27 protein-coding genes and 1 pseudogene are annotated in these 22,701 nt (G+C 72.0%); 16 read left to right on the top strand and 12 right to left on the bottom strand.

Annotation, left to right across the window (positions count from 1 at the left end; all coding sequences use genetic code 11):
- Positions 1-198, bottom strand: a pseudogene (locus ETD83_RS24895) (hypothetical protein); the annotation flags it as partial.
- Positions 199-391: 193 nt separating this feature from the next.
- The gene (locus tag ETD83_RS24890) at positions 392-805 is read right to left on the bottom strand and encodes a DUF4259 domain-containing protein (protein WP_138647631.1); all 414 of its coding nucleotides are present in this window, start codon (positions 803-805) and stop codon (positions 392-394) included.
- A gap of 97 nt (positions 806-902) precedes the next feature.
- Here ETD83_RS24890 and ETD83_RS24885 point away from each other — a divergent pair, with 97 nt between their 5' ends.
- The 6 genes from ETD83_RS24885 to ETD83_RS24860 all read left to right on the top strand — a co-directional run bounded on the left by ETD83_RS24885 (position 903) and on the right by ETD83_RS24860 (position 4,346).
- Positions 903-1,247, top strand: a complete 345-nt coding sequence (locus tag ETD83_RS24885) for a PadR family transcriptional regulator (protein ID WP_138647630.1) — start codon at positions 903-905, stop codon at positions 1,245-1,247.
- The gene (locus ETD83_RS24880; protein WP_138647629.1) at positions 1,244-2,110 is read left to right on the top strand and encodes a hypothetical protein; all 867 of its coding nucleotides are present in this window, start codon (positions 1,244-1,246) and stop codon (positions 2,108-2,110) included. Before ETD83_RS24885 ends, ETD83_RS24880 begins: the two co-directional genes overlap by 4 nt.
- Positions 2,111-2,141: 31 nt before the next feature.
- The gene (locus ETD83_RS24875) at positions 2,142-2,645 is read left to right on the top strand and encodes a MerR family transcriptional regulator (protein WP_138647628.1); all 504 of its coding nucleotides are present in this window, start codon (positions 2,142-2,144) and stop codon (positions 2,643-2,645) included.
- A gap of 65 nt (positions 2,646-2,710) precedes the next feature.
- On the top strand, positions 2,711-3,085 hold the full coding sequence (locus ETD83_RS24870) for an ArsR/SmtB family transcription factor (protein WP_205717860.1): 375 nt from the start codon (positions 2,711-2,713) through the stop codon (positions 3,083-3,085).
- Positions 3,082-3,579: an SRPBCC family protein gene (locus ETD83_RS24865; RefSeq protein ID WP_138647626.1), complete on the top strand. Its 498-nt coding sequence runs from the start codon at positions 3,082-3,084 to the stop codon at positions 3,577-3,579. The genes ETD83_RS24870 and ETD83_RS24865 overlap by 4 nt, the downstream gene beginning before the upstream one ends.
- A gap of 5 nt (positions 3,580-3,584) precedes the next feature.
- Complete coding sequence (locus tag ETD83_RS24860) at positions 3,585-4,346, top strand: GNAT family N-acetyltransferase (protein WP_138647625.1); 762 nt, start codon at positions 3,585-3,587, stop codon at positions 4,344-4,346.
- Here the strand turns inward: ETD83_RS24860 and ETD83_RS24855 are convergent.
- A complete protein-coding gene (locus tag ETD83_RS24855; protein ID WP_138647624.1) occupies positions 4,327-4,884 on the bottom strand; it encodes a TIGR03086 family metal-binding protein in 558 nt (185 codons plus the stop codon). The two genes, ETD83_RS24860 and ETD83_RS24855, sit on opposite strands and share 20 nt — an antisense overlap.
- Before the next feature lie 204 nt (positions 4,885-5,088).
- On the opposite strand from ETD83_RS24855, the gene ETD83_RS24850 reads away from it, so the two are divergent.
- From ETD83_RS24850 to ETD83_RS24830, 6 genes are all read left to right on the top strand, one after another.
- A complete protein-coding gene (locus tag ETD83_RS24850; RefSeq protein WP_138647623.1) occupies positions 5,089-5,622 on the top strand; it encodes a 2,4'-dihydroxyacetophenone dioxygenase family protein in 534 nt (177 codons plus the stop codon).
- Between the two features lie 3 nt (positions 5,623-5,625).
- Positions 5,626-5,757: a hypothetical protein gene (locus ETD83_RS45460; RefSeq protein WP_268920493.1), complete on the top strand. Its 132-nt coding sequence runs from the start codon at positions 5,626-5,628 to the stop codon at positions 5,755-5,757.
- The gene (locus ETD83_RS24845) at positions 5,754-6,770 is read left to right on the top strand and encodes a 2,3-butanediol dehydrogenase (protein ID WP_138647622.1); all 1,017 of its coding nucleotides are present in this window, start codon (positions 5,754-5,756) and stop codon (positions 6,768-6,770) included. Before ETD83_RS45460 ends, ETD83_RS24845 begins: the two co-directional genes overlap by 4 nt.
- Positions 6,767-7,516: an SDR family NAD(P)-dependent oxidoreductase gene (locus ETD83_RS24840; RefSeq protein ID WP_138647621.1), complete on the top strand. Its 750-nt coding sequence runs from the start codon at positions 6,767-6,769 to the stop codon at positions 7,514-7,516. The genes ETD83_RS24845 and ETD83_RS24840 overlap by 4 nt, the downstream gene beginning before the upstream one ends.
- A 57-nt stretch (positions 7,517-7,573) precedes the next feature.
- A complete protein-coding gene (locus tag ETD83_RS24835; protein WP_138647620.1) occupies positions 7,574-8,527 on the top strand; it encodes a helix-turn-helix domain-containing protein in 954 nt (317 codons plus the stop codon).
- Positions 8,528-8,608: 81 nt separating this feature from the next.
- The gene (locus ETD83_RS24830) at positions 8,609-9,109 is read left to right on the top strand and encodes a YcxB family protein (protein WP_138647619.1); all 501 of its coding nucleotides are present in this window, start codon (positions 8,609-8,611) and stop codon (positions 9,107-9,109) included.
- Here the strand turns inward: ETD83_RS24830 and ETD83_RS24825 are convergent.
- From ETD83_RS24825 to ETD83_RS24810, 4 genes are all read right to left on the bottom strand, one after another.
- Complete coding sequence (locus ETD83_RS24825) at positions 9,096-9,872, bottom strand: enoyl-CoA hydratase/isomerase family protein (protein WP_138647618.1); 777 nt, start codon at positions 9,870-9,872, stop codon at positions 9,096-9,098. The genes ETD83_RS24830 and ETD83_RS24825 overlap by 14 nt on opposite strands.
- A 78-nt stretch (positions 9,873-9,950) precedes the next feature.
- Complete coding sequence (locus tag ETD83_RS24820) at positions 9,951-11,096, bottom strand: acetyl-CoA C-acetyltransferase (protein ID WP_138647617.1); 1,146 nt, start codon at positions 11,094-11,096, stop codon at positions 9,951-9,953.
- Between the two features lie 126 nt (positions 11,097-11,222).
- Complete coding sequence (locus ETD83_RS24815) at positions 11,223-13,259, bottom strand: MFS transporter (protein WP_138647616.1); 2,037 nt, start codon at positions 13,257-13,259, stop codon at positions 11,223-11,225.
- A 76-nt stretch (positions 13,260-13,335) separates the two neighbouring features.
- Positions 13,336-13,755 carry a hypothetical protein gene (locus ETD83_RS24810; protein ID WP_230421156.1) on the bottom strand — a complete coding sequence of 140 codons (420 nt, stop codon included), beginning with the start codon at positions 13,753-13,755 and terminating at the stop codon, positions 13,336-13,338.
- Between the two features lie 127 nt (positions 13,756-13,882).
- Here ETD83_RS24810 and ETD83_RS42765 point away from each other — a divergent pair, with 127 nt between their 5' ends.
- Together ETD83_RS42765 and ETD83_RS24805 are read left to right on the top strand one after the other, a co-directional pair.
- A complete protein-coding gene (locus tag ETD83_RS42765; protein WP_171064416.1) occupies positions 13,883-14,044 on the top strand; it encodes a hypothetical protein in 162 nt (53 codons plus the stop codon).
- A 154-nt stretch (positions 14,045-14,198) separates the two neighbouring features.
- A complete protein-coding gene (locus ETD83_RS24805; RefSeq protein WP_230421155.1) occupies positions 14,199-15,062 on the top strand; it encodes a class I SAM-dependent methyltransferase in 864 nt (287 codons plus the stop codon).
- A gap of 15 nt (positions 15,063-15,077) precedes the next feature.
- On the opposite strand, the gene ETD83_RS24800 is transcribed toward ETD83_RS24805, so the two are convergent.
- The 3 genes from ETD83_RS24800 to ETD83_RS24790 all read right to left on the bottom strand — a co-directional run bounded on the left by ETD83_RS24800 (position 15,078) and on the right by ETD83_RS24790 (position 19,434).
- A complete protein-coding gene (locus ETD83_RS24800; protein ID WP_138647615.1) occupies positions 15,078-16,073 on the bottom strand; it encodes a zinc-dependent alcohol dehydrogenase family protein in 996 nt (331 codons plus the stop codon).
- Positions 16,074-16,077: 4 nt separating this feature from the next.
- Positions 16,078-18,453: a SpoIIE family protein phosphatase gene (locus ETD83_RS24795; RefSeq protein ID WP_138647614.1), complete on the bottom strand. Its 2,376-nt coding sequence runs from the start codon at positions 18,451-18,453 to the stop codon at positions 16,078-16,080.
- Between the two features lie 279 nt (positions 18,454-18,732).
- Positions 18,733-19,434 (bottom strand): metal-dependent transcriptional regulator, encoded by a 702-nt coding sequence (locus ETD83_RS24790; RefSeq protein ID WP_138647613.1) that lies wholly within the window; start codon positions 19,432-19,434, stop codon positions 18,733-18,735.
- Positions 19,435-19,532: 98 nt separating this feature from the next.
- On the opposite strand from ETD83_RS24790, the gene ETD83_RS24785 reads away from it, so the two are divergent.
- Entirely contained in the window at positions 19,533-20,240 is a 708-nt protein-coding gene (locus tag ETD83_RS24785; RefSeq protein ID WP_138647612.1) for a UdgX family uracil-DNA binding protein, read from the top strand.
- Here ETD83_RS24785 and ETD83_RS24780 read toward each other — a convergent pair.
- Both ETD83_RS24780 and pdxH read right to left on the bottom strand, forming a co-directional pair.
- Positions 20,237-21,628 (bottom strand): MFS transporter, encoded by a 1,392-nt coding sequence (locus ETD83_RS24780; protein WP_138647611.1) that lies wholly within the window; start codon positions 21,626-21,628, stop codon positions 20,237-20,239. The two genes, ETD83_RS24785 and ETD83_RS24780, sit on opposite strands and share 4 nt — an antisense overlap.
- On the bottom strand, positions 21,625-22,263 hold the full coding sequence (gene pdxH / locus ETD83_RS24775; protein ID WP_230421154.1) for a pyridoxamine 5'-phosphate oxidase: 639 nt from the start codon (positions 22,261-22,263) through the stop codon (positions 21,625-21,627). The genes ETD83_RS24780 and pdxH overlap by 4 nt, the downstream gene beginning before the upstream one ends.
- 183 nt (positions 22,264-22,446) lie before the next feature.
- Here pdxH and ETD83_RS24770 point away from each other — a divergent pair.
- Positions 22,447-22,701: citrate/2-methylcitrate synthase (locus ETD83_RS24770; protein WP_329602974.1), on the top strand; the 255-nt coding region annotated here is incomplete at its 3' end.

Here is a 22,701-nt window from a genome sequence, read left to right as displayed (position 1 = left end):
CATGAACACCAGCCCGAACACGACGTGATGAATGTGCTGCCCGCCCGGCGTGACGTTCCCGGGCCACCACCGCACCTGCCTGCGGATCATCCGCACGCTGAACCGGATGAACAGGAACCCGACGATGAAGGCCAGCAGGAAACAGGACAGCCGCAGCCGCCCGGTGTCCGAGATCTCCCGCGAGAACCAATCACCCACACCGCAGGACCTTCCGCCGCTCTTCCCAAACCACACCCAACGGTTGGTCAGCGAAGCACCACCTTCAACAGTGAGCAGCTCCGACGCCCCGGACGGCCGCGTCCACCGTCTCGTCGGCCAGCCCCCGGCCTCGGGTCGCCTGATCTGTGCCTGAAGGAGCCGCCGCCATCGCAGAGCCGGAGCGATGATCGGGTTACTCCGGCTTCGCTGTGAGGGCCTTTCGGAGCCGGTCTATCTCGGCGTGCCATTCTTGTAGACCGTCGCCGGTTTCGGTCCAGAGATCCTGCGATTCTGAATTCGGGCCTGCCACTCGGTCGAGGGCCGCCAGCGCCAGGGGTCGCAAGTCGTCGGGCAGGTCCGGCACGGGACGTTCCGGTCCGTAGATGGGGTCTGCGGGTGGGCCGCCGGGGCATTGCGCCGCCACCAGTGCGGCTGCGGCCACTGCCGTGTCGCCCTCCGAGCGGTCCAGGTGGTCCGCTTCGCGTATCGCGGCTTCCAAGGCTTCTCGGATGGCGGCCGGTCGCTCGTCCAAGGCCAGGTCATCGAGGTCGCCCGCGAAATCGGCGGCGGTGTCGTTGCCGAACGGGGTCGCGTCCCAGGTTCCCATCTCCACCTCCAGGTCCCCGCACTCTAGGCAGGTCCGGCAGCCGCCATGGCCCGGCCGAAGGCTTTCCATACTTCGGCAGCCGATATATAGTCCCGGCATGGTCAAACGATCAGGAGTGCTGAGCGAGCCCACGTACTTCGTGCTGGCGGCGCTGCTCGACGGGCCGGTGCACGGCTACGGGATCATCAAGAGGTCGCAGGACCTGTCCGGCGGGCGGATCCGGCTGGCCGTCGGCACCCTCTACGGCGCGCTCGACCGGCTGGCGGGCGACGGGCTGATCGTCGTGGACCGCGAGGAGACCGTCCAGGGCCGTCCGCGCCGCTACTACCGGCTGACCGAGGACGGGCGCCTGGCCGTCACCCGGGAGGCGTTGCGCCTGGAGCAGGCCGCCCGGGTCGTCACGGGACGAACCTCTCTCGCGACGGGGGACGCAGGAGCATGAACAAGACCTTCGCCGAACACTGGTACCGCCTGTTCTTGCGCGCCTTCCCGCCCGGCCACCGCGCCGAGTACGGCGCGGAGATCATCGGCACGCTGCTGAACGACGCGTCACGCCGCGTCCCGTCGCTGCGGGAGACCGCCGGGCTCCTCACCGCGGGCTACGCCGCCCGTGCCCGCGCCGCCACCGGGGGGCCGGTGCCGTGGTGGGCCGACGGCGCGCACCTCGGTTTGCTGATGTTCGCCCTGGCGCACATGGCGTACAGAATCGCCGACCACGCGTCCCCTGGGTGGCTGGCCGTTTCGGCGCTGCTGGTGGTGGCGTTCCTGCGCGGCTGGACGCTGCTGGCCCTGCCCCTGGCACTGGCCGTGGCGCTCTCGACCGGTCGGACCATGCTGTGGGGGCTCGAAGCGACTGAGGCGAAGTTCCTCGGACCGGCCTACCACGACTGGATCTCATTGGCCCCCTACGGGGTGCTGGTGGCCGGAGCCGTGGTGATCGCGATCCGCCGGCCGCGGGTTCTGCGCGCCAGGTCGTGGTGGTGGTCGGCGATCCCCGTGACCGCCTTCGTCCTCGTCCACACGCCCGGGGTCCGGGAGTACGGCGAGACCTGGCAACTGGCCAGGGCCGGGATCGAGGGCGCCGTCCTGCTCGCCGGGATGTGGGCCACCGCGGTCGCGCGCAGCCCGCGCTGGGCTCTGGCCGCCGCGATCTACGTCCTGCCGGGCGTCGCCTCAGCGATGGTCAACCCGCCGTCGAACACGCAGGACCTCGGCTATTGGACGGCCCTGGCCGCGCTCCTCCTGGCCATCGCGGCGACAGCGTGGAAGCCCCAGCCCATGGCTGAACATCACCGCCCTCGCTAGCACCGCGCCCCGGCGGATCGGCCACGGAGGCGTGGACGAGGCGAACGCGGCCCGCGCGGACGAGAAATGCTCGGCGGCGACGGGGGCGAGTACGCTCGAAGCCACGATGCCGGACGACCTGTTGACGATCGGCGAGCTGGCGAACCGGACCGGGGTCGCCACCTCCGCGCTGCGGTACTGGGAACAGCTCGGTCTGCTCAGGCCGCCGGTCCGGGTCTCGGGCCAGCGGCGCTATCCGCCGTCGGCGGCCGGTCAGGTCGGCGCGATCCTGCTCATGCGGGACGCCGGCTTCACGCTGCGCGATCTCAAGGCGCTCCTCAACCCCTCGCCGCCGCCCGGTGACGGCCGCCAGGAGATCCTCCGGCGCAAGCTCACCGAGCTGGACGAGCGGATCGCCCAGGCCCAAGCGGCACGGAACGCCGTCGCCCACGGCCTGTCCTGCCCCCACGAGGACATTCTCGACTGCCCGCACTTCACCGCCGGGGTCGCGGCCCGCCTTGCCGGGGCGTCCCTCGAAGAGGCCCATCAGCACTGAACCCGGGCGCGCCGCCCCCGATACCCGGCTGGACAAACGCGTAACACATAGGTTACACATTTGCCGTGGACGTCTTCGCCGCCGTGGCCGACCCGGTGCGCCGCCGCATCGTGGTGCTGCTCGGCGACGGCCCGCTGACGGCCGGCGCGCTGGCCGCCGCGTTCCCCGACATCAGCCGTCCGGCGGTGAGCCGCCATCTGCGGGTGCTGCGCGAGGCGGGGCTGGTCGCGGCCGAGACCGTGGGGCGCGAGCGGTACTACCGGGCCGACCACGGCGCGCTGCGGGAGATCGACCGGTGGCTCGCCACCGTCCGCAGGCAGGTATGGGACCAGCGCCTCGACGCCCTGGGCACGGAAGTCCACCGCACGCGCCGCGACCGTCCGGCGGAGCCGCGCGCGACCGACGAGGAACCACCCACCCATGCGAGGAGCGCGGGATGAAACCGACACCCACCGGCAGGCTGTTCGCCACGGCGACCAGCACCGACCTGCAACTGACACGGCGGTACAAGGCCGCGATCGAGGACGTGTGGGCGAGCATCACCGAGCCGGAGCGGACGGCCCGGTGGTTCGCGCACTGGAGCGGCGAGGGCAGGCCGGGCGCCACGGTGCGGCTCACGCTGGTGCACGAGGACGGCCGGCCCGAGAGCGACATGACGATCATCGCCTGCGAGCCGCCCCGGCGGCTTGAGGTCGAGACCGTCGACGAGTACGGGCGCTGGCACCTGGAGGCGCGCCTCGACGAGGCCGACGGCGTGACGACGCTGACGTTCCTGCACCACCTGGCCCCCGGCACCGATGTGACCACGACCGGGCCGGGCTGGGAGTACTACCTCGACCGCCTCTCCGCCTCCAGAGAGGGAACGCCCACGCCGAACTTCGACGACTACTACCCCGCGCAGGTGGAGTACTACGGGAACCTCACCATCGGCTGAATTCCATGAGCGGACGAGAAATGGTGCGGGGCCTCCAGGAAAGGGCGGCACGGGCTCTTCCGGCGGAGCACGTCCGGGACATTGACGGATGGTGGCTGCGCCATGCCCCCGGCTGTTCCTGGTGGGTGGGGACCGTCCTTCCGCACGGCGAAGCCGCGTCGGACGAATTGGTGCGCAGGGTCGTCCAGGCAGAGGATTTCTACGCCGGGCGCGGCGCGGACGCGCGGTTCCAGGTCACTCCGGGCGCGTGTCCGGACGGGCTCGACGCCGTCCTGGAAGAGCGCGGCTACCGGCGGGAGAACCCCCTGTCGTTGCAGGTGGCGACCGCCGGGCGCGTGCTGGAGCGGTCGCCGGGCTCGCCGCGGGTCCGCCTGGACGATCGTCCGACGCGGGCGTGGTTCGACGCCTGGCACGCCGTGCACGGCGGCGACCTCCGTTCCGAGCGGACCATGCTCGCTCGGGTGAAAGGGCCGTCCGCCTACGTCTGCGCGATGGTCGGGGACGATGTCGCCGCGGTCGGCCGGGCGGTCGCCGACTCCGGTTGGACGGGTGTGTTCAACATGGCCACCATTCCCCAAGCACGAGGAAAGGGCGCCGCCCGAACCGTCCTCGCCGCTTTGGCGGGCTGGGCCGAATCCCAGAAAGCCCACCGCATGTACCTTCAGGTCGAGCGCGACAACGTCCCGGCCCTCCGCCTTTACGAGCGCTCGGGATTCGGCGAGATCGGCCCCTACCACTACCGGACCGCTACGGCGTCCGGCCGGTGATGGCGACCACCCGGTCGATCAGCGGGGCGTCGGCGGGGACGTCCACGGCGGGGCCCCACAGCTCCGGGACGGGAGCGTTCGGGACGAACACCGCCACGTGATCGAGGCAGTGCCGCACCGCCTCCTCGGGCATGTCGACGGGCTGACCGGTGGCCCTGGCGAGGTCCCAGCCGTGCACCACCACCTCGGTCAGCGCGATCTTGCCCCACACGTCGTTCGCCAGCTCCACGCCCCCGCCACCGTCGGTGCCGCCCTGCCACACCGCCGGGTCGTCCCAGGCCTCGCCGAGCGCCCACAGATGCTGGACGAGGACGTTCCGCCAGCCGGGCCCGAGGTTCGCCGCGCTCGGCTCGCGGTCGGCGGACTCGCTGGTCTTCCTCAGGGCGAGCGCGGTGAACCCGTCCGCGACCACGTCGACGTGATCGATCAGGTCACCGACGCTGTAGTCGGTGCAGGGCGTGGCGTGGGACAGCTGGGCGTCGTCCACGCCCGTCAGGATCTCGATCATGCGGTGGCAGGCGGGCCTCAGGTCGATCATCGAACCCTCTTCTCTTGGCGGGAGCCATAACGAGCCGCGGCGCGGCCTCGAAGCTACCGACATCTCAGGCCCCCGGAACTCATCGGTCAAGGCCGCGGAGGCACGATGTCTGGGATTTGCAAAGGGCCGCGTCCGGCACGGGAAAGACGGGAGCGGTGAACAGGGGGTTCACTCACGGCAACACGTCGTGAGAGGAGCGTTCACATGCCGGAGACTCCTGGTTCGGAGTTCTGGAAGGACCTCAAGCCGATCGAGAACTCACAGAAGCCGGACGCGCTGCCGGAGGTGTACCTGTCCAAGGTCGCCACCGACGACGACCGGTACTACGTGCCGTTCACCGAGACGGTCGGGTCCCGCCCGCTGTGGATCAACGTGAAGGACAACACGTGGTCCGACATCCTGCGGTCCAAGGAGGCCGGGCTCGTCAACCGGCACTACCACCCGCACGAGGTGTTCGCGTACACGATCTCCGGCAAGTGGGGCTACCTGGAGCGCCCCTGGACGGCCACCGCCGGCGACTTCGTCTACGAGGCGCCCGGCGAGGGCCACACGCTCGTCGCCTACGAGCACGAGGAGCCGATGAAGACGCTGTTCATCGTCAAGGGCCCGCTCGTCTGGCTGGACGAGAACGGTGAGCCCGACGGGTTCTTCGACGTCCACGACTACATCGACATGTGCCGCAAGCACTACGACAAAGTCGGCCTGGGCGCGGACTACGTCAACTCGCTGTTCCGCTGAGCCATGACGACCCTGCGCAAGCGCACCGCCTCCGGCCGGCGGACGGCGTTCTTCGTCACCATCGTCGTGGCGCCATCGATCGGGCTCCGCGAGACGCCCCCCGCCGTCCTGCGGCGGAGAGGAGCGGCCGTATGAGAGCGGCGGTCTGGTACGGGGCGCGGGACGTCCGGGTCGAGGACGTGAAGCAGGGCGCCCCGGGGCGCGGGGAGGTCGCGGTCAGCGTCGCCTACTGCGGGATCTGCGGCAGCGACCTGCACGAATACGCGGACGGGCCGCACGCGATCCCGATCGGGGAACCGCATCCGGAGTCGGGGCGGGCGGCGCCGCTGACGCTCGGGCACGAGTTCAGCGGGACGGTCGCCGAGGTCGGCCCGGGCGTGGCCGGGTTCCGTCCGGGCGACCGGGTCGCGGTCGAGCCGCACTACCGCTGCGGCAGGTGCGCCCGCTGCCTGGCGGGCGAGTACAACCTGTGCCGCCATTTCGGGTTCGCCGGGCTGATGGGCGACGGCGGGCTCGCCGAACGCGCCGTCCTGCCGTCCTACATGCTGCACCGGCTGCCGGACGGCGTCTCGCTGAGGCAGGCGGCCGTGTTCGAGCCCGCGGCGGTCGCGCTGCACGGGGTGCGCCGGTCCGGGCTCCGGGACGGCGAGACGGTCGCGGTCGTCGGGCTCGGGCCGATCGGGCTCCTCGTCGTGCAGCTGGCCGTCCGGTACGGGGCCGGAGAGGTGATCGCGTGCGACCCGTCGCCGAGCCGCCGCGCGCTGGCGTACCAGCTCGGCGCCTCCGCGGCCGTGGACGCCGGGGAGCTGCCGCCGGGGACCGCCGACCTGGCGTTCGAGGCGGTCGGCGCCGAGCGGACGCTGCGCGACTGCCTCGACGCGACCCGCCGCGGGGGCCGGGTCGTGCTGCTCGGACTCGGCGGCATGCTCGCCGTGGACGGGTTCGCCCTGGTCAACAACGAGCAGTCGATCATCGGGTCGGTCGGGTACCGGGACTGCCATCCCGAGCTGATCCGGCTCGCCGCCGAGGAGGGGATGGACTTCACGTCCATCGTCACCTCGGTCGTCCCGCTGGACGACGTCGTCCGCGGCGGGTTCGAGACGCTGATGAACACCATGGAGGAGATCAAGGTGCTGGTGCGGCCATGACCGAGCGGGCCGGGACGGCGGGGTTCGCGCCGGGGCTGTTCGAGGGGCGGCGCGCGTTCGTGACCGGCGGCACGTCCGGGATCGGGTCCGCGACCGCCGTGCTGTTCGCCGAACTCGGCGCCGAGGTCATCGCGCTCGGCCTGCGCCCGTCCGACGAGGGCGAGCTGCCGGACCATCCCGGCGTCCGCGTGGTGGAGCACGACGTGCTGGACGGCGGCGGCCTCACCGCGCTGATCGCGGACGCCGGCCCCCTGGACGCCCTGGTGAACTGCGCCGGCGTCAGCCACGACCGTGACGAGTACGACCTCGAACGCTGGCGCCGCGTCCTGGAGATCAACCTGACCGCGACGATGGTGGCGTGCCAGGCCGCCCGCCCCGGGCTCTCACCCGAGCACGGCGCGATCGTCAACGTCTCGTCGATGTTCGCCTACTCCGGCAGCCGGGACCGGCCCGCCTACAGCGCGAGCAAGGGCGGGATCTCCCAGCTCACGCGGTCGCTGGCGGCCGAGTACGCGGCCGACGGCGTCCGGGTGAACGCGGTCGCGCCCGGGTTCGTCGTGACGCCGCTCGCCCGCGGGCTGCTGGACGACCCGCCCGCCGCGGAGGCCGTCCGGGCCCGGATCCCGGCCGGGCGGTACGGGCGGCCGCGGGAGATCGCGTCCGTGGCGGCGTTCCTGTGCTCGCCCGCCGCGTCCTACGTCACCGGCGCGATCCTTCCGGTGGACGGGGGCTATCTGGCGGTTTGACGCGGTTCACCGCATAGGCTCCACCTGGAGGACCCGCCGACCCGGGGAGGAGCGACGATGCCGGCACCAGCACAGATGATCTCCCAGGCCAGCACGGAGGACGTCGACCCGCGCGAGCGCATCGAGTTCTGGGAGGACTACAACCGCAGGGCGCTGGTCGGGCTGTCCTGCTCCTCCTACTCCGAGCGGGGCCTGCTCGCCCGGCAGGCCAACTTCCGGCTCGGGGACGTCCGGCTGGCCGAGATCAGCGGGAACGCGCACGCCGTCGAGCGCACCCCGCAGGTCGCCAGGTCGACGCCGAAGGACTCGGTGTTCGCGACGCTGCTGGTCAAGGGGGACGCGGTCTTCCTCCACGAGAACGGCTGCCTCGCCGCCACCGCCGGGGACCTCGTCGTCTACGACACGCGCCGCCCCTACCTGTTCGGGTTCTCGTCGTCCATGCGGCAGTTCCTGGTCGACATCCCGCGCGACCGGTTCGTCGAGGAGTGCGTGGCGGGCGGCGTGCAGGGGCCCATGCTGTTCGGGCGCGGGACGGCCCGCGAGGGCGAGCTGGTCGTGGCGCTGCGGTCCGTCCTGGAGAACCTGGGCGCGGCGGGGCCGGACAGCGCGCGCGGCACCGTCCTCGACCTGATCCGGCTGCTGGCGACCGAGCGCTCCGGCGGACGCGCCGCGCCGGCCGCGTACCAGACGCAGCTCATCGTCGCCGAGGACTACATCGAACGGCATCTGCACGACGCCTGCCTCACGCCGGGCCAGGTCGCGGGGGTGATGGGCGTGTCCGTCCGGCATCTCGGCCGGATCTTCGAGTCGGCGGGGACGACACCGTCCCGGCACATCCTCGAACGCCGCCTCCAGCGCGCCCACGACGACCTCACCGCGCCCGGCGCCTCGGGCACGACCATCGCCGACATCGCCTACCGCTGGGGCTTTTCCAGCCAGGCGCATTTCGCGCGCCATTTCCGCGCCCGCTTCGGCAGCACCCCCACCGAGACCCGCGCCGCCGCCCGCTGACCTGCGCGCACTTGCGCGGCCAGGCGAAGCGCAGAATGATGATTCTCCGCGCTGGACGACGAGAAAAGTGGATAGAGCGTAGTGAATATCGGCGACGGTGGGATCACGGTCAGTTATGAGCCCGCGCCCGACGAGGTGGCGCGCGCGTTCTTTCTCGGCCTCAGGCGGCAGCTCGCGGTCACCTACACGGTGGTGGTGGCGTTTCTGATCGGCGCCACGATCTTCTGCTTCTCCGTCGGGAAGCCGTGGGTGGGAAGCGCCCTGCTGGTGTCGACGGTCGCGGCCCCGCTCGGCTCCGCCTGGTGGCTCCGGCGGCGCCTCCGCACAATGCTCGCGCACCTTTGCGTGCCCACGACGATGCGGCTGACCGCCGACGGGTACGAATGCCGGACCGACCAGTCGACGACCGCGATGCGGTGGTCCATGTTCTCCGGCATTGTGACCACCGGCGAGTTCTGGCTGCTCTTCCTGAACAGGCAGCCCGCCGCCTTCCTTCCGAAGAGCGCGTTCGACGCCGAGCAGCAGGCGCGGATCGCCGGATTCCTCGCCGCCCCGAAGGGCAGCCGGGTCAGCGGCCCCTGAAATCCGGGGGGCGGTTCTCCAGGAAGGCCGTGATGCCCTCCTTCGCGTCCTCGGTTCCGGCCAGCTCGACCAGTTCGGACAGCAGGTAGGCGACCTGGTCCTCCAGCGGACGGCCCTCGATCGCGAAGAACGCGTCGCGCCCGCGGCGCAGGCCGAGCGGGCTCTTGGACGCGATCACACCGGCCAGCTCGTCCACGCGGGCGTCCAGGTCCGCGCGCGGGACGACCTCGGTGACCAGGCCGATCTCGCGGCCCTCGGCGGCGGTGATCCGGGAGCCGGTGTAGTACAGCTTGAAGGCGTGCTTCGGTGCGACGTTCCGGTTGATGATCGCCATGATCATCATGGGCCAGAGCCCGACATTGACCTCCGGGGTGGCGAGCTTGACGTCGTCCGCCGCGATCACCAGGTCGCAGGCCGCCGCGAGGCCGAGGCCGCCCGCGACGGCGTGCCCGGCGAGCCGCGCGATGATCGGCTTGCCGAGCGCGGGGAAGGCCGTGAACAGCCGGAACGGCGCGCTGTCGCGGACGTCGTTGACGCCCATGCCGTCGCGGCCGAGGCCGTCCAGGTCGGCTCCGGCGCAGAACGCCCGGTCGCCCGCGCCCGTCAGGACGATCACCCGGACGCCGTCGTCGTGCTTCGCCCGGTCGAGCGCGTCCAGCAGCTCGCCGATCATCTGATCGTTGAGCGCGTTGCGGGCGCCGGGCCTGTTCAGCGTGATGCGCGCGATCCCGCCGTCCACCGCGTAGAGCGTCGTGCCGTCCATCCCCAGCCCGTTCCCGGCCGCCGCGGGCCCGCGACCCGCCCGCACGGCGAGGCGTGCCGGGACGGGTCGCGGCGCGGGCTAGAGCCGCTCGATGATCGTGGCGTTGGCCTGGCCGCCGCCCTCGCACATGGTCTGGAGGCCGTAGCGGCCGCCGGTGCGCTCCAGCTCGTGGAGCAGCTTGGTCATCAGGACACCGCCGGTGGCGCCGAGCGGGTGGCCGAGCGCGATGGCGCCGCCGTTGGGGTTGGTCTTCTCCAGGGACGCGCCGGTGTCGTGCGCCCACGCCATCGGGACCGGCGCGAACGCCTCGTTGACCTCGAAGACGTCGATGTCGGCGATCTTCAGCCCGGCGCGGTCCAGGGCCTTCTCCGTCGCGGGGATGGGGCCGGTCAGCATGTAGACCGGGTCGGAGCCGCACACCGCGAGGGTGTGGACGCGGGCGCGCGGGGTGAGCCCGTGCCGTTTGACGGCCTCCTCGGACGCGATCAGCACCGCGGACGAGCCGATCGAGATCTGCGAGGCCACGGCGGCGGTCATCCGGCCGTCCTCGCGCAGCGCCTTCAGGCCCGCCATCTTCTCCAGGGTGGTGTCTGGGCGGGCGCCCTCGTCCTTCGTCACGCCCGCGATGGGCGCGATCTCCCGGTCGAAGTACCCGGCCTCGATGGCCCTGGCGGCGCGCTGGTGGCTCTCCAGCGCGAACCTCTCCAGGTCCTCGCGGGTGTAGCCCCACTTCTCCGCCATCATCTCGGCGCCGCGGAACTGCGAGATCTCCTGCATGCCGTACCGCTCGGTCCAGCCCTCGCCGAACGGGAACGGCATGCCCTTCTCCAGGGCCATGGCGACGGACGAGCCCATCGGGACGATCGCCATCTGCTCGACGCCGGCCGCGACGACGAGGTCCTGGGTGCCGGACAGCACGCCCTGGGCGGCGAAGTGGATCGCCTGCTGGGACGACCCGCACTGCCGGTCGATGGTCACGCCGGGCACGGACTCCGGCAGCCCCGCCGACAGCCACGCCGTGCGGGCGATGTCGAGGGACTGCGGGCCGACCTGCATGACACAGCCCATGATCACGTCCTCGACCGCGGACGGGTCGACGCCGGTGCGGTTGACGAGTTCCTTGAGCACGTGGGCCCCGAGGTCGGCGGGGTGGACGTCCTTCAGGCCGCCCTTCTTGGTGCCGACGGGGCTGCGGACCGCGCCGACGATGTACGCCTCGGCCACTGCGCCTCCAATTCTGGGTTCCGTCCCGAAACCGAGCGAGATTCGGTTATTCGGTTACGAGGTTACATCGCCTGACGTCCGGAGCGATATGAGGCACGACACCCTACGTTCCGCTCCTGGGACGCCCTAGGACTTCGGTCCGGAACGCAGGCAGGTCTCGCCGTCCGCGTCGTCGCCGAGCGACGCCACCGCGAGCCTCCGGAGGACGTCCGTCAGCTCGGGATGCTCCTCGGGCGACCATCCGTCCAGAAGGCGGGCCAGGCCCTCGCGGCGGACGGTGAAGAGTCGCTCGGCGGCGGCCTGACCGGGGCCGGTGATGGAGAGCGTCCCGTCCGCGCGCCGGACGTAGCCGGAGTCCACGAGCCGGTCGACATAGGGGCGTCCGTGCTCGACGGTGACGCCCGCGCGTTCGGCGAGGTCCTGGCCGGCGACCGTCCCGTCCTTGGCGATCCGGCACAGCGCCCATACGCTGCCCGCCGGCAGCGCGACGCCCGAGAGCGAACCCAGCCGGTCGTAGAGTTCGAGGGCCTTCGGGTCCTTCCGCATGAGTTCGCTCAGGGCGCGCTCTATCTCATGCCTGGACGACCGGACGGTAGGAGCGGCGCCGAACCCTTCTCCGTAGTCGCGCGTCTGCGAGGTGGCCCGCAACGGAACCTCACGCAAGAACCACGTCAGGACGAACGCAACGGACGCCACCGGGACGGCCCACAAGAACACCGAGTCGATCGACTGCGCGTAGGCGTGCAGGACGCCGTCCTTCACCTCGGCCGGATACCTGTCGAGCAGCCCGGGATTCCCCTGGACGGCCGACGGGTCGAACCCCGGCGGCAGCATCCGCGCCAGCTCCTCGATATGCCGCGCGAGCTGGTTGCTGAACACGGAGCCGAACACCGCGACGCCGAACGACCCGCCGATCTGCCGGAAGAACGTCACCCCCGACGTCGCCGCCCCGAGATCCTCGTACGACACCGAATTCTGGACGGCGATCACCAGCACCTGCAGCACCAGGCCCAGGCCGAAGCCGAGCAGGGCGAACCGCAGGCTCATCGTCAGGGTGGACGCGTCCTCGTCCAGCCGCGAGCACAGGTACAGGGCCAGCGCGATCAGCGGGGTCCCGGCCACCGGGAAGATCTTGTAGTGGCCGGTGCGGCTGATCAGCTGCCCGGACCCGATCGAGGCGACCAGCATCCCGAGCATCATCGGCAGCAGGTGCACGCCCGACAGCGTCGGCGACACCCCGTGCACGACCTGCAGGAAGATCGGCAGGAACGTCAGCGCGCCGAACATCGCGAAGCCGACCGCGAAGCTGATCGCCGCGCCCAGCGAGAACACCGAGTTCGCCAGCAGCCGCGGCGGCATGATCGGCTCGGTGGCGCGGCGCTCCACGAGCAGCCACACCACGATCAGCACGACCGACCCGGCGGCGAGCCCGACGATCGGCGCGGACAGCCAGTCGTAGGTCGTCCCGCCCCACGTCGTCACCAGGACGAGCCCGACCGCCCAGCCGACGATCAGCAACGTCCCGAGGTAGTCGATGCGGTGCCGCTCGCGCTCGCCCGTCGCGTGCAGCACCGCCGCGATCACCAGCAGCGCGACGATCCCGATCGGCACGTTGATGTAGAACACCCAGCGCCACGACAGGTTGTCGACGAACCAGCCGCCGAGCAGCGGGCCGCACACGCTCGCCACGCCGAACACCGCGCCGAACAGCCCCTGGTAGCGGCCGCGTTCGCGGGGCGGCACCACGTCCCCGACGATCGCGACGACCAGCACCATCAGCCCGCCGCCGCCGAGGCCCTGCAGGGCGCGGAAGACGATCAGCTCCGTCATGTCCCGCGCGATTCCGCACAGCGCCGACCCGATCAGGAAGATCACGATGGACGTCTGGAACAGCCGCTTGCGCCCGTACTGGTCGCCGAGCTTGCCCCACAGCGGCGTCGAGGCGGTCGCGGCGAGCAGGTACGCCGTCACGACCCACGACAGGTGGTTCAGCCCGCCGAGGTCGCTGACGATCGTCGGCAGCGCCGTGGACACGATCGTCTGGTCCAGCGCGGCCAGCAGCATGCCGAGCATGAGCGCGCCGAGGATGACGTAGAGGTCCCTGCCCTTGGGCATGATCCGCTCGTCCGCCGCCCGCGCCGCATCCGCCGCCCCTGCCGTCATACCGCCGACCTCCCGGAGAACGCAGGAAGGTGTACCCACGAGCCCGGCGGGGATCACCCGCGGGCGGGCGGCGACGTCAGCCGAGGAGGTCGCGGGCGACCTTCGCGGCGCCGAGCCCCGCGGCGCCGCCGGCGACGCCCGCGGCGCCCGCGGTGACCCACAGCGGAAGGCCGGGACGGGTCTTGACGGCGCTCAGCGTGTCCAGGGCGTCGACGGCGAATCCGAGCCGCGTCCACAGGCGCCGCCCGGACTCGTCGCCGCTGAGCAGGTAGCCGGCGCCGAGGGCGACCTCGCGGGCGCCGAACGCACGGACCAGGTAGTCGCGGCCCGCGTCGGTGCCGGAGCCCATGCCCATGAGCCGCACGGTCAGCTTCGGGGCGGCCAGCGCCGCGAGACCGAGGGCGATCCGGCCGCGCGCCAGGTTCGTCATGGCGCCGTCGAGCCTGTCCCTGCCGTCAGATTTGCCCCGGTCGTCTATTTCAATCGCATCTGCCACATGTGGAGGTTATATGTGCCGGCCGGTCCTGCCGAGACCCGGGTAACCCTCTCCTTACACGTCTATCGTTTCCAGGAGGCGGCACCCCTCGGCGCCCTCTCGGCGCTCCCCCGGACAGAAGGTGACCATGGAAGGCATCCTCGCCCTCGTCGTCGTGTCACTCCTCGCCGCGTTCTGCGTGCGCTGGGTCGCGGTGCGGCTCCGGCTGCCCATGCCCACCAGGGTCGCGGTGCTCACCGTGTTCGTCCTGGTCGTGCTGACGTTGTACGGAGACCACCTGCGCACTTGAGTGAACGCTCAACGGATTCGTGCGGCGCGTCCCGAACCAACCGCCCGGGAAGAGAGTCATAACTGGCGAAACCGGCTTCACGCCCGTTCCCCGTCCGCCCGGCGGGGAGCGGTACCCCGTCCGGCGAGGCCGGCCCGAGCGAGGGAGTGCACACGTGCCGCTGCCGCATCCCGCGACCGCGATCCAGGGGACCGGCGGCGCGATCGCCCCGCATCTGAGACGGCTGCTGGAGTTCGTCGAGCCCGACCGGGACGACGTCTGCCTGGACGTGTCGCGCGGCCACGGCCCGATGCCCGCCGCGCTCGGCCCGCAGGTGCGCCACCTGACCGCCGTGGACGCGATGCCCGCGCCCGCCGACCCCGCGCCCGGCACGTCGCGGCGCATGGCCACCGTCGAGTTCGGCACTGGACCGGTCCGCATCACCGACGGCGACTCGCCGCCCCCGACCACCCGCAGCGGCCACGCCACCCGCGGAGCCGCCACGACCCGCGAGGATCCGCGTCCCCGCACGCTCGACCCCGACCGTCCGACGATCAAGGCCGACGCCACCGCGCTGCCGTACAGGGACAACACGTTCTCCCTGGTGACGGCCCGTTTCTCGCTCTACAACCTGGGCGACCCCGATCATGTGCTGCGCGAGCTGCTGCGGGTGTGCCGCCCCGGCGGACGCGTGATCATCGCCGATCTGGTCCGCGGCAACCTCGCCGCCCCCGACCGGGACCGGATCGAGCGGCTGCGCGACCCCGACCATCCCGGCACCCCGTCCATCGCCCGGCTCACCGAGATGATCACTTCGGCGGGCGGGAGCATCCGCCGCCTGGACGTGTTCACCGTGGAGCGTCCGGTGGAGCCGTGGCTCGCGGGGGCGTGCGACGACGTGACGGCCGAGCGGATCCGCACGGCCCTCGTGGACGAGGTGGACGGCGGCCCGAAGACCGGCGCGAAACCCCGCATCATCGGCGGCGAGCTGTGGTTCACCCAGTCGTGGGCGCACGTCGCCGCCGAACCGATCCCCTGACGGGCTCCTGGCGGGTCAGGGAACCAGGACGGCGGCGCCGGTGAAGCGGTCCGCGGCCAGGTCGGCGAGGGCGCGGTCGGCGTCGTCCAGCGCGTACTCGCGGGTCGTGACGGCGACGTCCAGGCGGGCGGCCAGCGTGAGGAACTCCTCGCCGTCCGCGCGGGTGTTCGCGGTCACCGACCGGACCTGGCGCTCCTGGAACAGGTGCCGCTGGTAGTCCAGGGACGGGACGTCGCTCAGGTGGATGCCCGCGATGGCGCACGTCCCGCCGCGGTCGAGGCGTTCCAGCGCCGCCGGGACCAGCTCCCCCGCGGGCGCGAAGATGATCGCCGAATCGAGCGGAACGGGGGCGGCGTCGAACGAGTCACCCGCCCAGGAGGCACCAAGCTCACGAGCGAGCTCGCGGGCGGCGGGACTACGCGTGAAAACGTGCACCTCCGCGCCTTCGGCGATGGCGATCTGCGCGGCGAGGTGCGCGGACCCGCCGAACCCCCAGATGCCGAGCCGCCCGCCGGGCGGGACGCCTGCGCGGCGCAGCGCCCGGTAGCCGATGATGCCCGCGCACAGCAGCGGCGCCGCGCGGACGTCGTCCAGCTCGGGCGGCAGCGCATAGGCGTAGGCGTCGACGGCCAGGGCGTATTCGGCGTATCCGCCGTGCGCGTCCCAGCCGGTGTAGACGGACGAGGGGCACAGGTTCTCGGCGCCGCGGCGGCAGAACCGGCACGCTCCGCACGTCCCGCGCAGCCAGGCCACGCCGACGCGGTCTCCCGCCCCGTGCAGGGCACCGGCTCCGGCGGTGACGACCTCGGCGACGATCTCGTGGCCCGGTGTCACGCCGGGCAGGTGGACGGGCAGGTCCCCTTCGGCGACGTGCAGGTCCGTCCGGCAGACGCCGCAGGCCAGGACGCGTACCAGCAACTCGCCCGGCCCGGGGGACGGCACGTCGCGGTCGGCGCGGCGAAGCGGGCCCGACGCGATCGGAGCCGGGGTCTGGACCGCCCAGGCGCGCATGAGGTCAGGGCGTCAGTGGGAGCTCGAACCAGACGGCCTTGCCGTCGGACGTCGGCCGGGCGCCCCAGCGGGTGGCGAGCTGGTCGACGAGGTAGAGGCCGCGCCCGCCCTCGTCGGTCTCGCCCGCGCTGCGGATGCGCGGCAGCCGCATGTCGGAGTCGAACACCTCGACCCAGATCGCGTCCGCGCCGCGCCGCAGGCGGAGCCGGAACTCCTTGGTCGGCGGCTCGCGGCGGCCGAGGTCGGCGCCGAGGTTCCAGTCGTTCTCGTCGAACGGCCCGCCGTCGAACGAGTTCCCATCGAAGGGGCCGCCATCGAACGAGCCGCCCTCGAAGGGATCGCCGTCGAGCGGGCCCGCGCCGTACTCGGTGTTGAACTGGACGGCCGGCGGCGCGCCGAGCGGCTCCCCGCCGCGCCCCCGCTGCCCGGCCGGGACCGGGACGACCATCTCGCGGCGCGGCGCCGGGGTGGCGGTGGCGTGCAGGACGACGTTCGTGACGACCTCGGACACCAGGAGGCACGCCAGCTCGGACTGCTCGTCCAGCATCCCCCAGGACGCGAACGCGTCGGCGGCCATCCGGCGGGCCTCCGACACCATGATCGGCTCGGCGCTGAAGGTGCGCTCCTGGACGGCCAGCTCGTCGCCGGCGGTGCGGATCACGACGATCGCGACGTCGTCGTCGACGTCGCCGGGGACGGCCTCGTAGGCGGCGTTCGCGATCGTCTCGACGCCGCTCCGCGCGACCCTGGCGACGGCCGCGCGGACCCTCTCCCGCGACTCCTCGCGCGTGAAGTGCTCGCCGTCGTCCCTGGGCCTGCGGTCGATGAGCCCGTCGGTGTAGAGGACGAGCGTGGAGCCGGGCTTCAGCTCCGTCGTCTCCTCGTTGAACAGGATCTCGCCGCCCATGCCGGGGGCGCGGAGGCCGAGCATGCCGCCCTGGCTCTCGAACGTCAGCTCGCTGACCTCGCCGTCGACGATCAGCATCGGCGGGTCGTGCCCGGCGTTGGCGAACTCCAGCACCCGCGACCACGCGTCGTACACGAAGTAGGTGCAGGACACGAGCGGCGGGCGGACGAGGTCGTCGCTGTTCCAGCCGGACCGCATCCGCTCGGGCCGCGTCATCGTGCGGACCCACTCGTCCAGCTTGCGGAGGATGTCGGCGGGGGGCTTGTCGTCCTGCGCGAAGGCGCGGAGCGCGGCGCGGAGCTGGCCCATCACGGCGGCGGCGCGGGCCCCGCGGCCCTCGACGTCGCCGATGACGAGCCCGACGCGGCCCGCCGACAGCGGGATCACGTCGTACCAGTCGCCGCCGACCTGGGTCTGGATGCCGTGCCCGTGCGATTCCAGCGGGCGGGCCGGCTCGTACCGCCAGGCGATCTGGAGGCCGTCCAGCCGGGGCGGCCGGTCGCCGGGCAGCAGGTGCTTCTGGAACGCGAGCGCGGTGTCGCGCTCCTCCTCGAACAGCAGCGCGTTGTCGACGGCGAGCGCGACGCGGCTGGCGATGGCGCCGAGCAGGTCGCGGTCGAAGCCGTCGTAGTGCGGGTCGGGCCGCTTGGACAGGTTCGACAGCGCGAGGCTCATCACGCCGAGCAGCTCACCGCGCACCAGCAGCGGCGCGGAGATCACCGAGGTGATGCCCATGGCGTCGCCGAGCCGCTTGGACGACTCGTTCGGCGCGGAGAACCGGTGCTGGACCATGTCCTCGACGAGGACGGCGTCGCGGCGGCTCATCGCCTTCTCGCTGAAGTGCCCGGGCGGGTAGTGGACGGGTTCGCCGACCTCCGCCCACGTGCCGGGCGGCGGCTCCCACCCGCCCGCGTGCCGGGACACGCGCCGGTAGAGCCGGTCGCCGCTGTAGAGGTCGATGAAGCAGTGGTCGGCGAACTGCGGGACGAGCGTGTCGGCGACGCGGCGGAGCGTGCTCTCCAGCTCCAGGGACCCGGCGAGCCGTTCGCCGATGCGCTCCATCAGGCCGTAGCGGTCCTGCTCGCGCTGGTTGGAGCGGAGCGCCTCGCGCGCGAAGATGACGACGCCGTCGACGGCGCCGGACGGGTGGCGCAGCGGCACGGCGTGCGCACGCGTGTAGACGGTGGTGCCGTCTATGCGCAGGTTGCAGAACGTGCCCTCCCACACGCCGCCCTTGAGGACGTGCTTGGCCAGCTCGGTCGCCTGCTCGTGGTCTTCTTCGGCGATGCCCAGGGAGAGGATGGAGTGGCCGATGATCTCGTCGCCGCCGAAGCCGAACAGCTGGCGGGCGAACGCGTTGCCGTAGATGACGTTGCTGAAGCGGTCGCAGACGATGACCGCCATCTCCATCTGGTTGAGGACGGTCTCGGGCGGCAGATGCGCCTCGTCAGGCGCTTCCCCCCAGTGATTCATCTCCCCATCCCGATAACAGTAGCGAGCCCGCCGGTGACCGCTCTCTCCCGGCCCGGCCACCCGCCGCCACCCGAATCGATGATCACCGGGCGTCGCGGCGCGGCTGCCGCGTGTACCTCTTCCGTCGTATTGAACGACGAACCCGCCGCCGGGATACGCCCGAAAGGCCCGCTGGTATGGAGATCTTCGGTATAAACCGTCGAGACGGCACCCCGTGCGTCCACCTGCACGCCCGCCTGCGCGCCCGCACGGACCCCCGTAGCAAGCACGCCCGCGGTGTCAGCGCCTGCTGACGAAGACGTGTTCGGCGATGTCGCGCGGCAGTTCCGTCGCGGGACCGTCGGCCTCGTCGTCACTGATCACCTGCACCCCGTCATCGGTCGCCCGAAGCGTCACCTCTCGTCCCGGTTGTATCCCTATTTGCTTGAGTCTAAGCATCAGGTCGCTGTCGCTCTGCACCTGCTCGCTGATCCGCCGGATCACGGCGCCGGCGCCCCCGGGGCTGGCCACGGCGGTCATCACCGACAGCGGTGCGGAGTCGGCGTCGTCCCCGTGTCCGCCCAGCTCGTCCAGGCCGGGGATCGGGTTGCCGTGCGGGCAGGTGGTCGGGTTGTCGAGCAGGGAGACGAGGCGGCGCTCCACGTCCTCCGACATCACGTGCTCCCAGCGGCACGCCTCGATGTGGACGTCCTCCCAGGGCAGCCCGATCACGTTGACCAGCAGACATTCGGCGAGCCTGTGCTTGCGCATCACCCGGGTGGCGAGACCGCGGCCGTTCTCGGTCAGTTCGAGATGCCGATCGCCCTCGACCCGCAGCAGCCCGTCGCGCTCCATCCGCGCGACCGTCTGGCTCACCGTCGGGCCGCTCTGGGAGAGCCGCTCCGCGATGCGCGCGCGAAGAGGGATGATCCCCTCTTCTTCGAGCTCGAAAACCGTCCGGAGATACATCTCCGTGGTATCGATCAGGCCGTGTGAGGTCACAGCTCCCTCCAGTCTTATGAGCAGGAGTCTACTTGCTCGGACCTCGCAACGCCGGGCCCGGCGAATATCCCCCTGCGGCCGGGTAAGGGGAACACGAGATGAACGCGAGAACTTCCCTGGACGCCGCTCCCTTCCTGCCGGACACGGCCGAAGGGCGCTCTGATCTCGACGAGCTGCGCCGCGCGGCGGCCGGCTGCCGGGGCTGCGGCCTTTACGAGAACGCCACGCAGACCGTCTTCGGCGAGGGCTCGCCGGGCGGACGGGTCATGTTCGTCGGCGAGCAGCCAGGCGACCAGGAGGACCGCAAGGGGCATCCGTTCGTCGGCCCGGCCGGACGCGTCCTCGACCGGGCGCTCGCGGAGGCGGGCATCGAGCGCGGCGACGTCTACGTGACCAACGCCGTCAAGCACTTCAAGTTCAAGCGGCAGGAGGGCGGCGGGAAGCGGCGCATCCACGAGCCGCCGAGCGCGGCCGAGGTCCGCGCGTGCCGTCCCTGGCTGCTGGCGGAGATGCGGCTCCTGGACCCGGACGTCGTGGTCGTGTTGGGCGCCACGGCGGGCAAGGCGCTGTTCGGCTCGTCGTTCCGGGTGACCAAGCAGCGCGGGCGCCTGCTCCCGCTCCCCGATCTGGAGAAGATCGGCACCCCGGCCGCGGGGCGCGAACTCGGTGCCGAGCCGCCGGAGCGGGCCGACACGCAGATCGTCGCGACGATCCATCCGTCCGCCGTGCTGCGCGCCGAGGACCGCGACGCGATGTACGCCGGATTCCTCGACGACCTCAAGGTGGTCGCGTCGGCTCTCGGTTAGTCGCGTCGGCTCTTGGCTAACGGGCCTTCGGCCGTGCGGGTGTCGTAGCGGAGCAGCGCCGGGACGGCGAACGCGGCCACGACGACAAGGACGGCGCAGGCCAGCCCGCCGCCCACCCAGGACGCGGTGGCCCCGGTGACGCTGGCGGTCGCGCCCGCCCGGACGTCCCCGAGCCGCGGCCCGCCCGCGACGACGACGGTGAAGACGCCCTGCAGGCGGCCGCGCATCTCGTCCGGCGCGTACGTCTGGAGCATCGACTGGCGGAAGACCGCCGACACCAGGTCGGCCGCGCCGCCGACGGCGAGCAGCGCGACCGCGAGCCACAGCCGTCCGGTCAGCCCGGACACGGCCACCGCGAGACCCCAGACCACGATGGACACGACGAGCGCGATGCCCTGCCTGCGCACGCGTCCGATCCAGCCGGACGACAGCCCGCCGAGGAACGCTCCGATCGCGATGGCGGCGAACAGGTACCCGACCGCGCCCTCGCCGCCGAACCGCGTCTCGGCCACCTCGGGGAACAGGGCGCGCGGCATCGCGACCGCCATCGCGATGATGTCCACGACGAACGACATCATCAGCACCGGCTGCCCGGCCAGGTAGCGCAGGCCGTCGAACACCGACCGCAGGCCCGGCGCCCCGACGACGTCGCCGAGCGGCGGTATCGCCGGAAGGCGGAGCGCGGCGTAGAGGGCGACGGTGAAGAGCACGGCGTCGAACGCGTAGGCCGCGCCGTAGTCCCAGCGGGCCAGGAGCACTCCGGCGAACAGCGGGCCGGCGAGCATCCCGAACGTGCTGGCGGTGAAGGCGAGCGTGTTGGCGGCGGGGACGAGCGGCCTGTCGATCAGCCGGGGGATGATCGCGCTGCGGGTCGGCGAGGCCACCGCGAACCCGACGGCCTGGAGCGCCACCACGGCCATGATCAGCGTGAGGCTCCCGATGCCGAGGAGCGCCTGCACGAGCAGGAGCAGCGTCGCCCCCCACATCACGCAGGACGACACGAACAGCAGCCTGCGCCGGTCCATGTGGTCGGCGACCGCGCCGCCCCACAGCCCGAACACGATCAGCGGGACGAGGTTGACGAAGCCGAGCACGCCGACCCAGAGCGACGACCTCGTCATGTCGTACACCTGGACGGGGACGGCGACGGCGGTGACCTGGAACCCGACGAAGGACACGCCCTGCCCGAGCCACAGCCGCCGGAACGCGGGGTTCGCCAGCGGGCGCCTGTCGATCGCCAGGCTCCGCAGCCGGCCGCGGAGCCCGGTCGCGCGCCGTTTCCCCGGACGCTCGGACCGGCCGGGATCCTCGGGCTCGGCGTCCGCGTCCTGGGGGGTCTCGGAGCTGTCAGGAGTGTGGGCGGGGGTCGGCTGCTGTTCCGGGGTCACGGAGACAGTCTCTCCATCACCCACTCCCCCTGCTCGCCCCGGGCCGCCCGCCGGTAGCGGATCCGGTCGTGGAGGCGGTCGCGGCGCCCCTGCCAGAACTCGATCGACTCCGGGACGAGGCGGTAGCCGCCCCAGAATTCCGGCAGCGGGATGCCGCCCCCCAGCGGCGCGGGCGCGTCCGGCGGCTCCTCGGGCCAGCGTTCGGCCAGCTCGGCGAAGCGCCGCTCCAGGACGTCCCGTCCCGGGATGACGCCCGACTGCCGCTCGCTCGCCCACGCGCCGAGCCGCGAACCGTACGGGCGCGTCCGGAAGTAGGCGGCCGACTCGTCCCGCGACAGCTCGTCGACCGGGCCCGCGACGCGGACCTGCCGGTGCATCGCGTGCCAGGGGAACACGAGCGCCCCCCGCGGGTTCTCCGCGAGGTCGCGGCCCTTCCGCGACGTCAGGTTCGTGAAGAAGCGGAAACCCTGCGGCCCGTACCCCTTCAGCAGGACGGTCCGCGCGCTCGGCATCCCGTCCCCGGACGCCGTGGCCAGCACCATCGCGTTCGGCTCGGGCAGCCCGAACGCGTGCACGTCGGCGAACCAGCCGGCGAACAGGGCGAGCGGGTCGGCAGGGAGCGCCAACTCGGACAATTCGCCCCCCTCGTAGGATCTCCGGAGCCGGGCCGGATCGGGCGTTGGGGCATCCACAGCGTCAGAGCCTCTCACCTGGGCCTTGTGCAACTCGCACGACCCCTGGGTACTGGTCGGTAAAACCGACAGGGTTCAATGGCACGGCACCGCCTTATCACTCTTGGAGACGAAAGGCAGGACGACATGTCCGACTTCAAACCCGGTCTCGAGGGGGTCGTGGCCTTCGAGACCGAGATCGCCGAACCGGACAAGGAGGGCGGCGCCCTCCGCTACCGGGGCGTCGACATCGAGGATCTCGTCGGCCGCGTCTCCTTCGGCGACGCGTGGGGCCTCCTGGTCGACGACAGCTTCGACCCCGGGCTGACCCCCGCCGAGCCGCACGTCCTGCCGGTCACGTCCGGCGACGTGCGGGTGGACGTGCAGAGCGCCCTCCCCACC

Origin of the sequence: Actinomadura soli, assembly GCF_005889715.1 — a bacterium.
Lineage (GTDB): Bacteria > Actinomycetota > Actinomycetes > Streptosporangiales > Streptosporangiaceae > Spirillospora > Spirillospora soli.
Note: the sequence above shows the minus strand (reverse complement) of the source record. Positions and strands in the feature narration are given on the sequence as shown.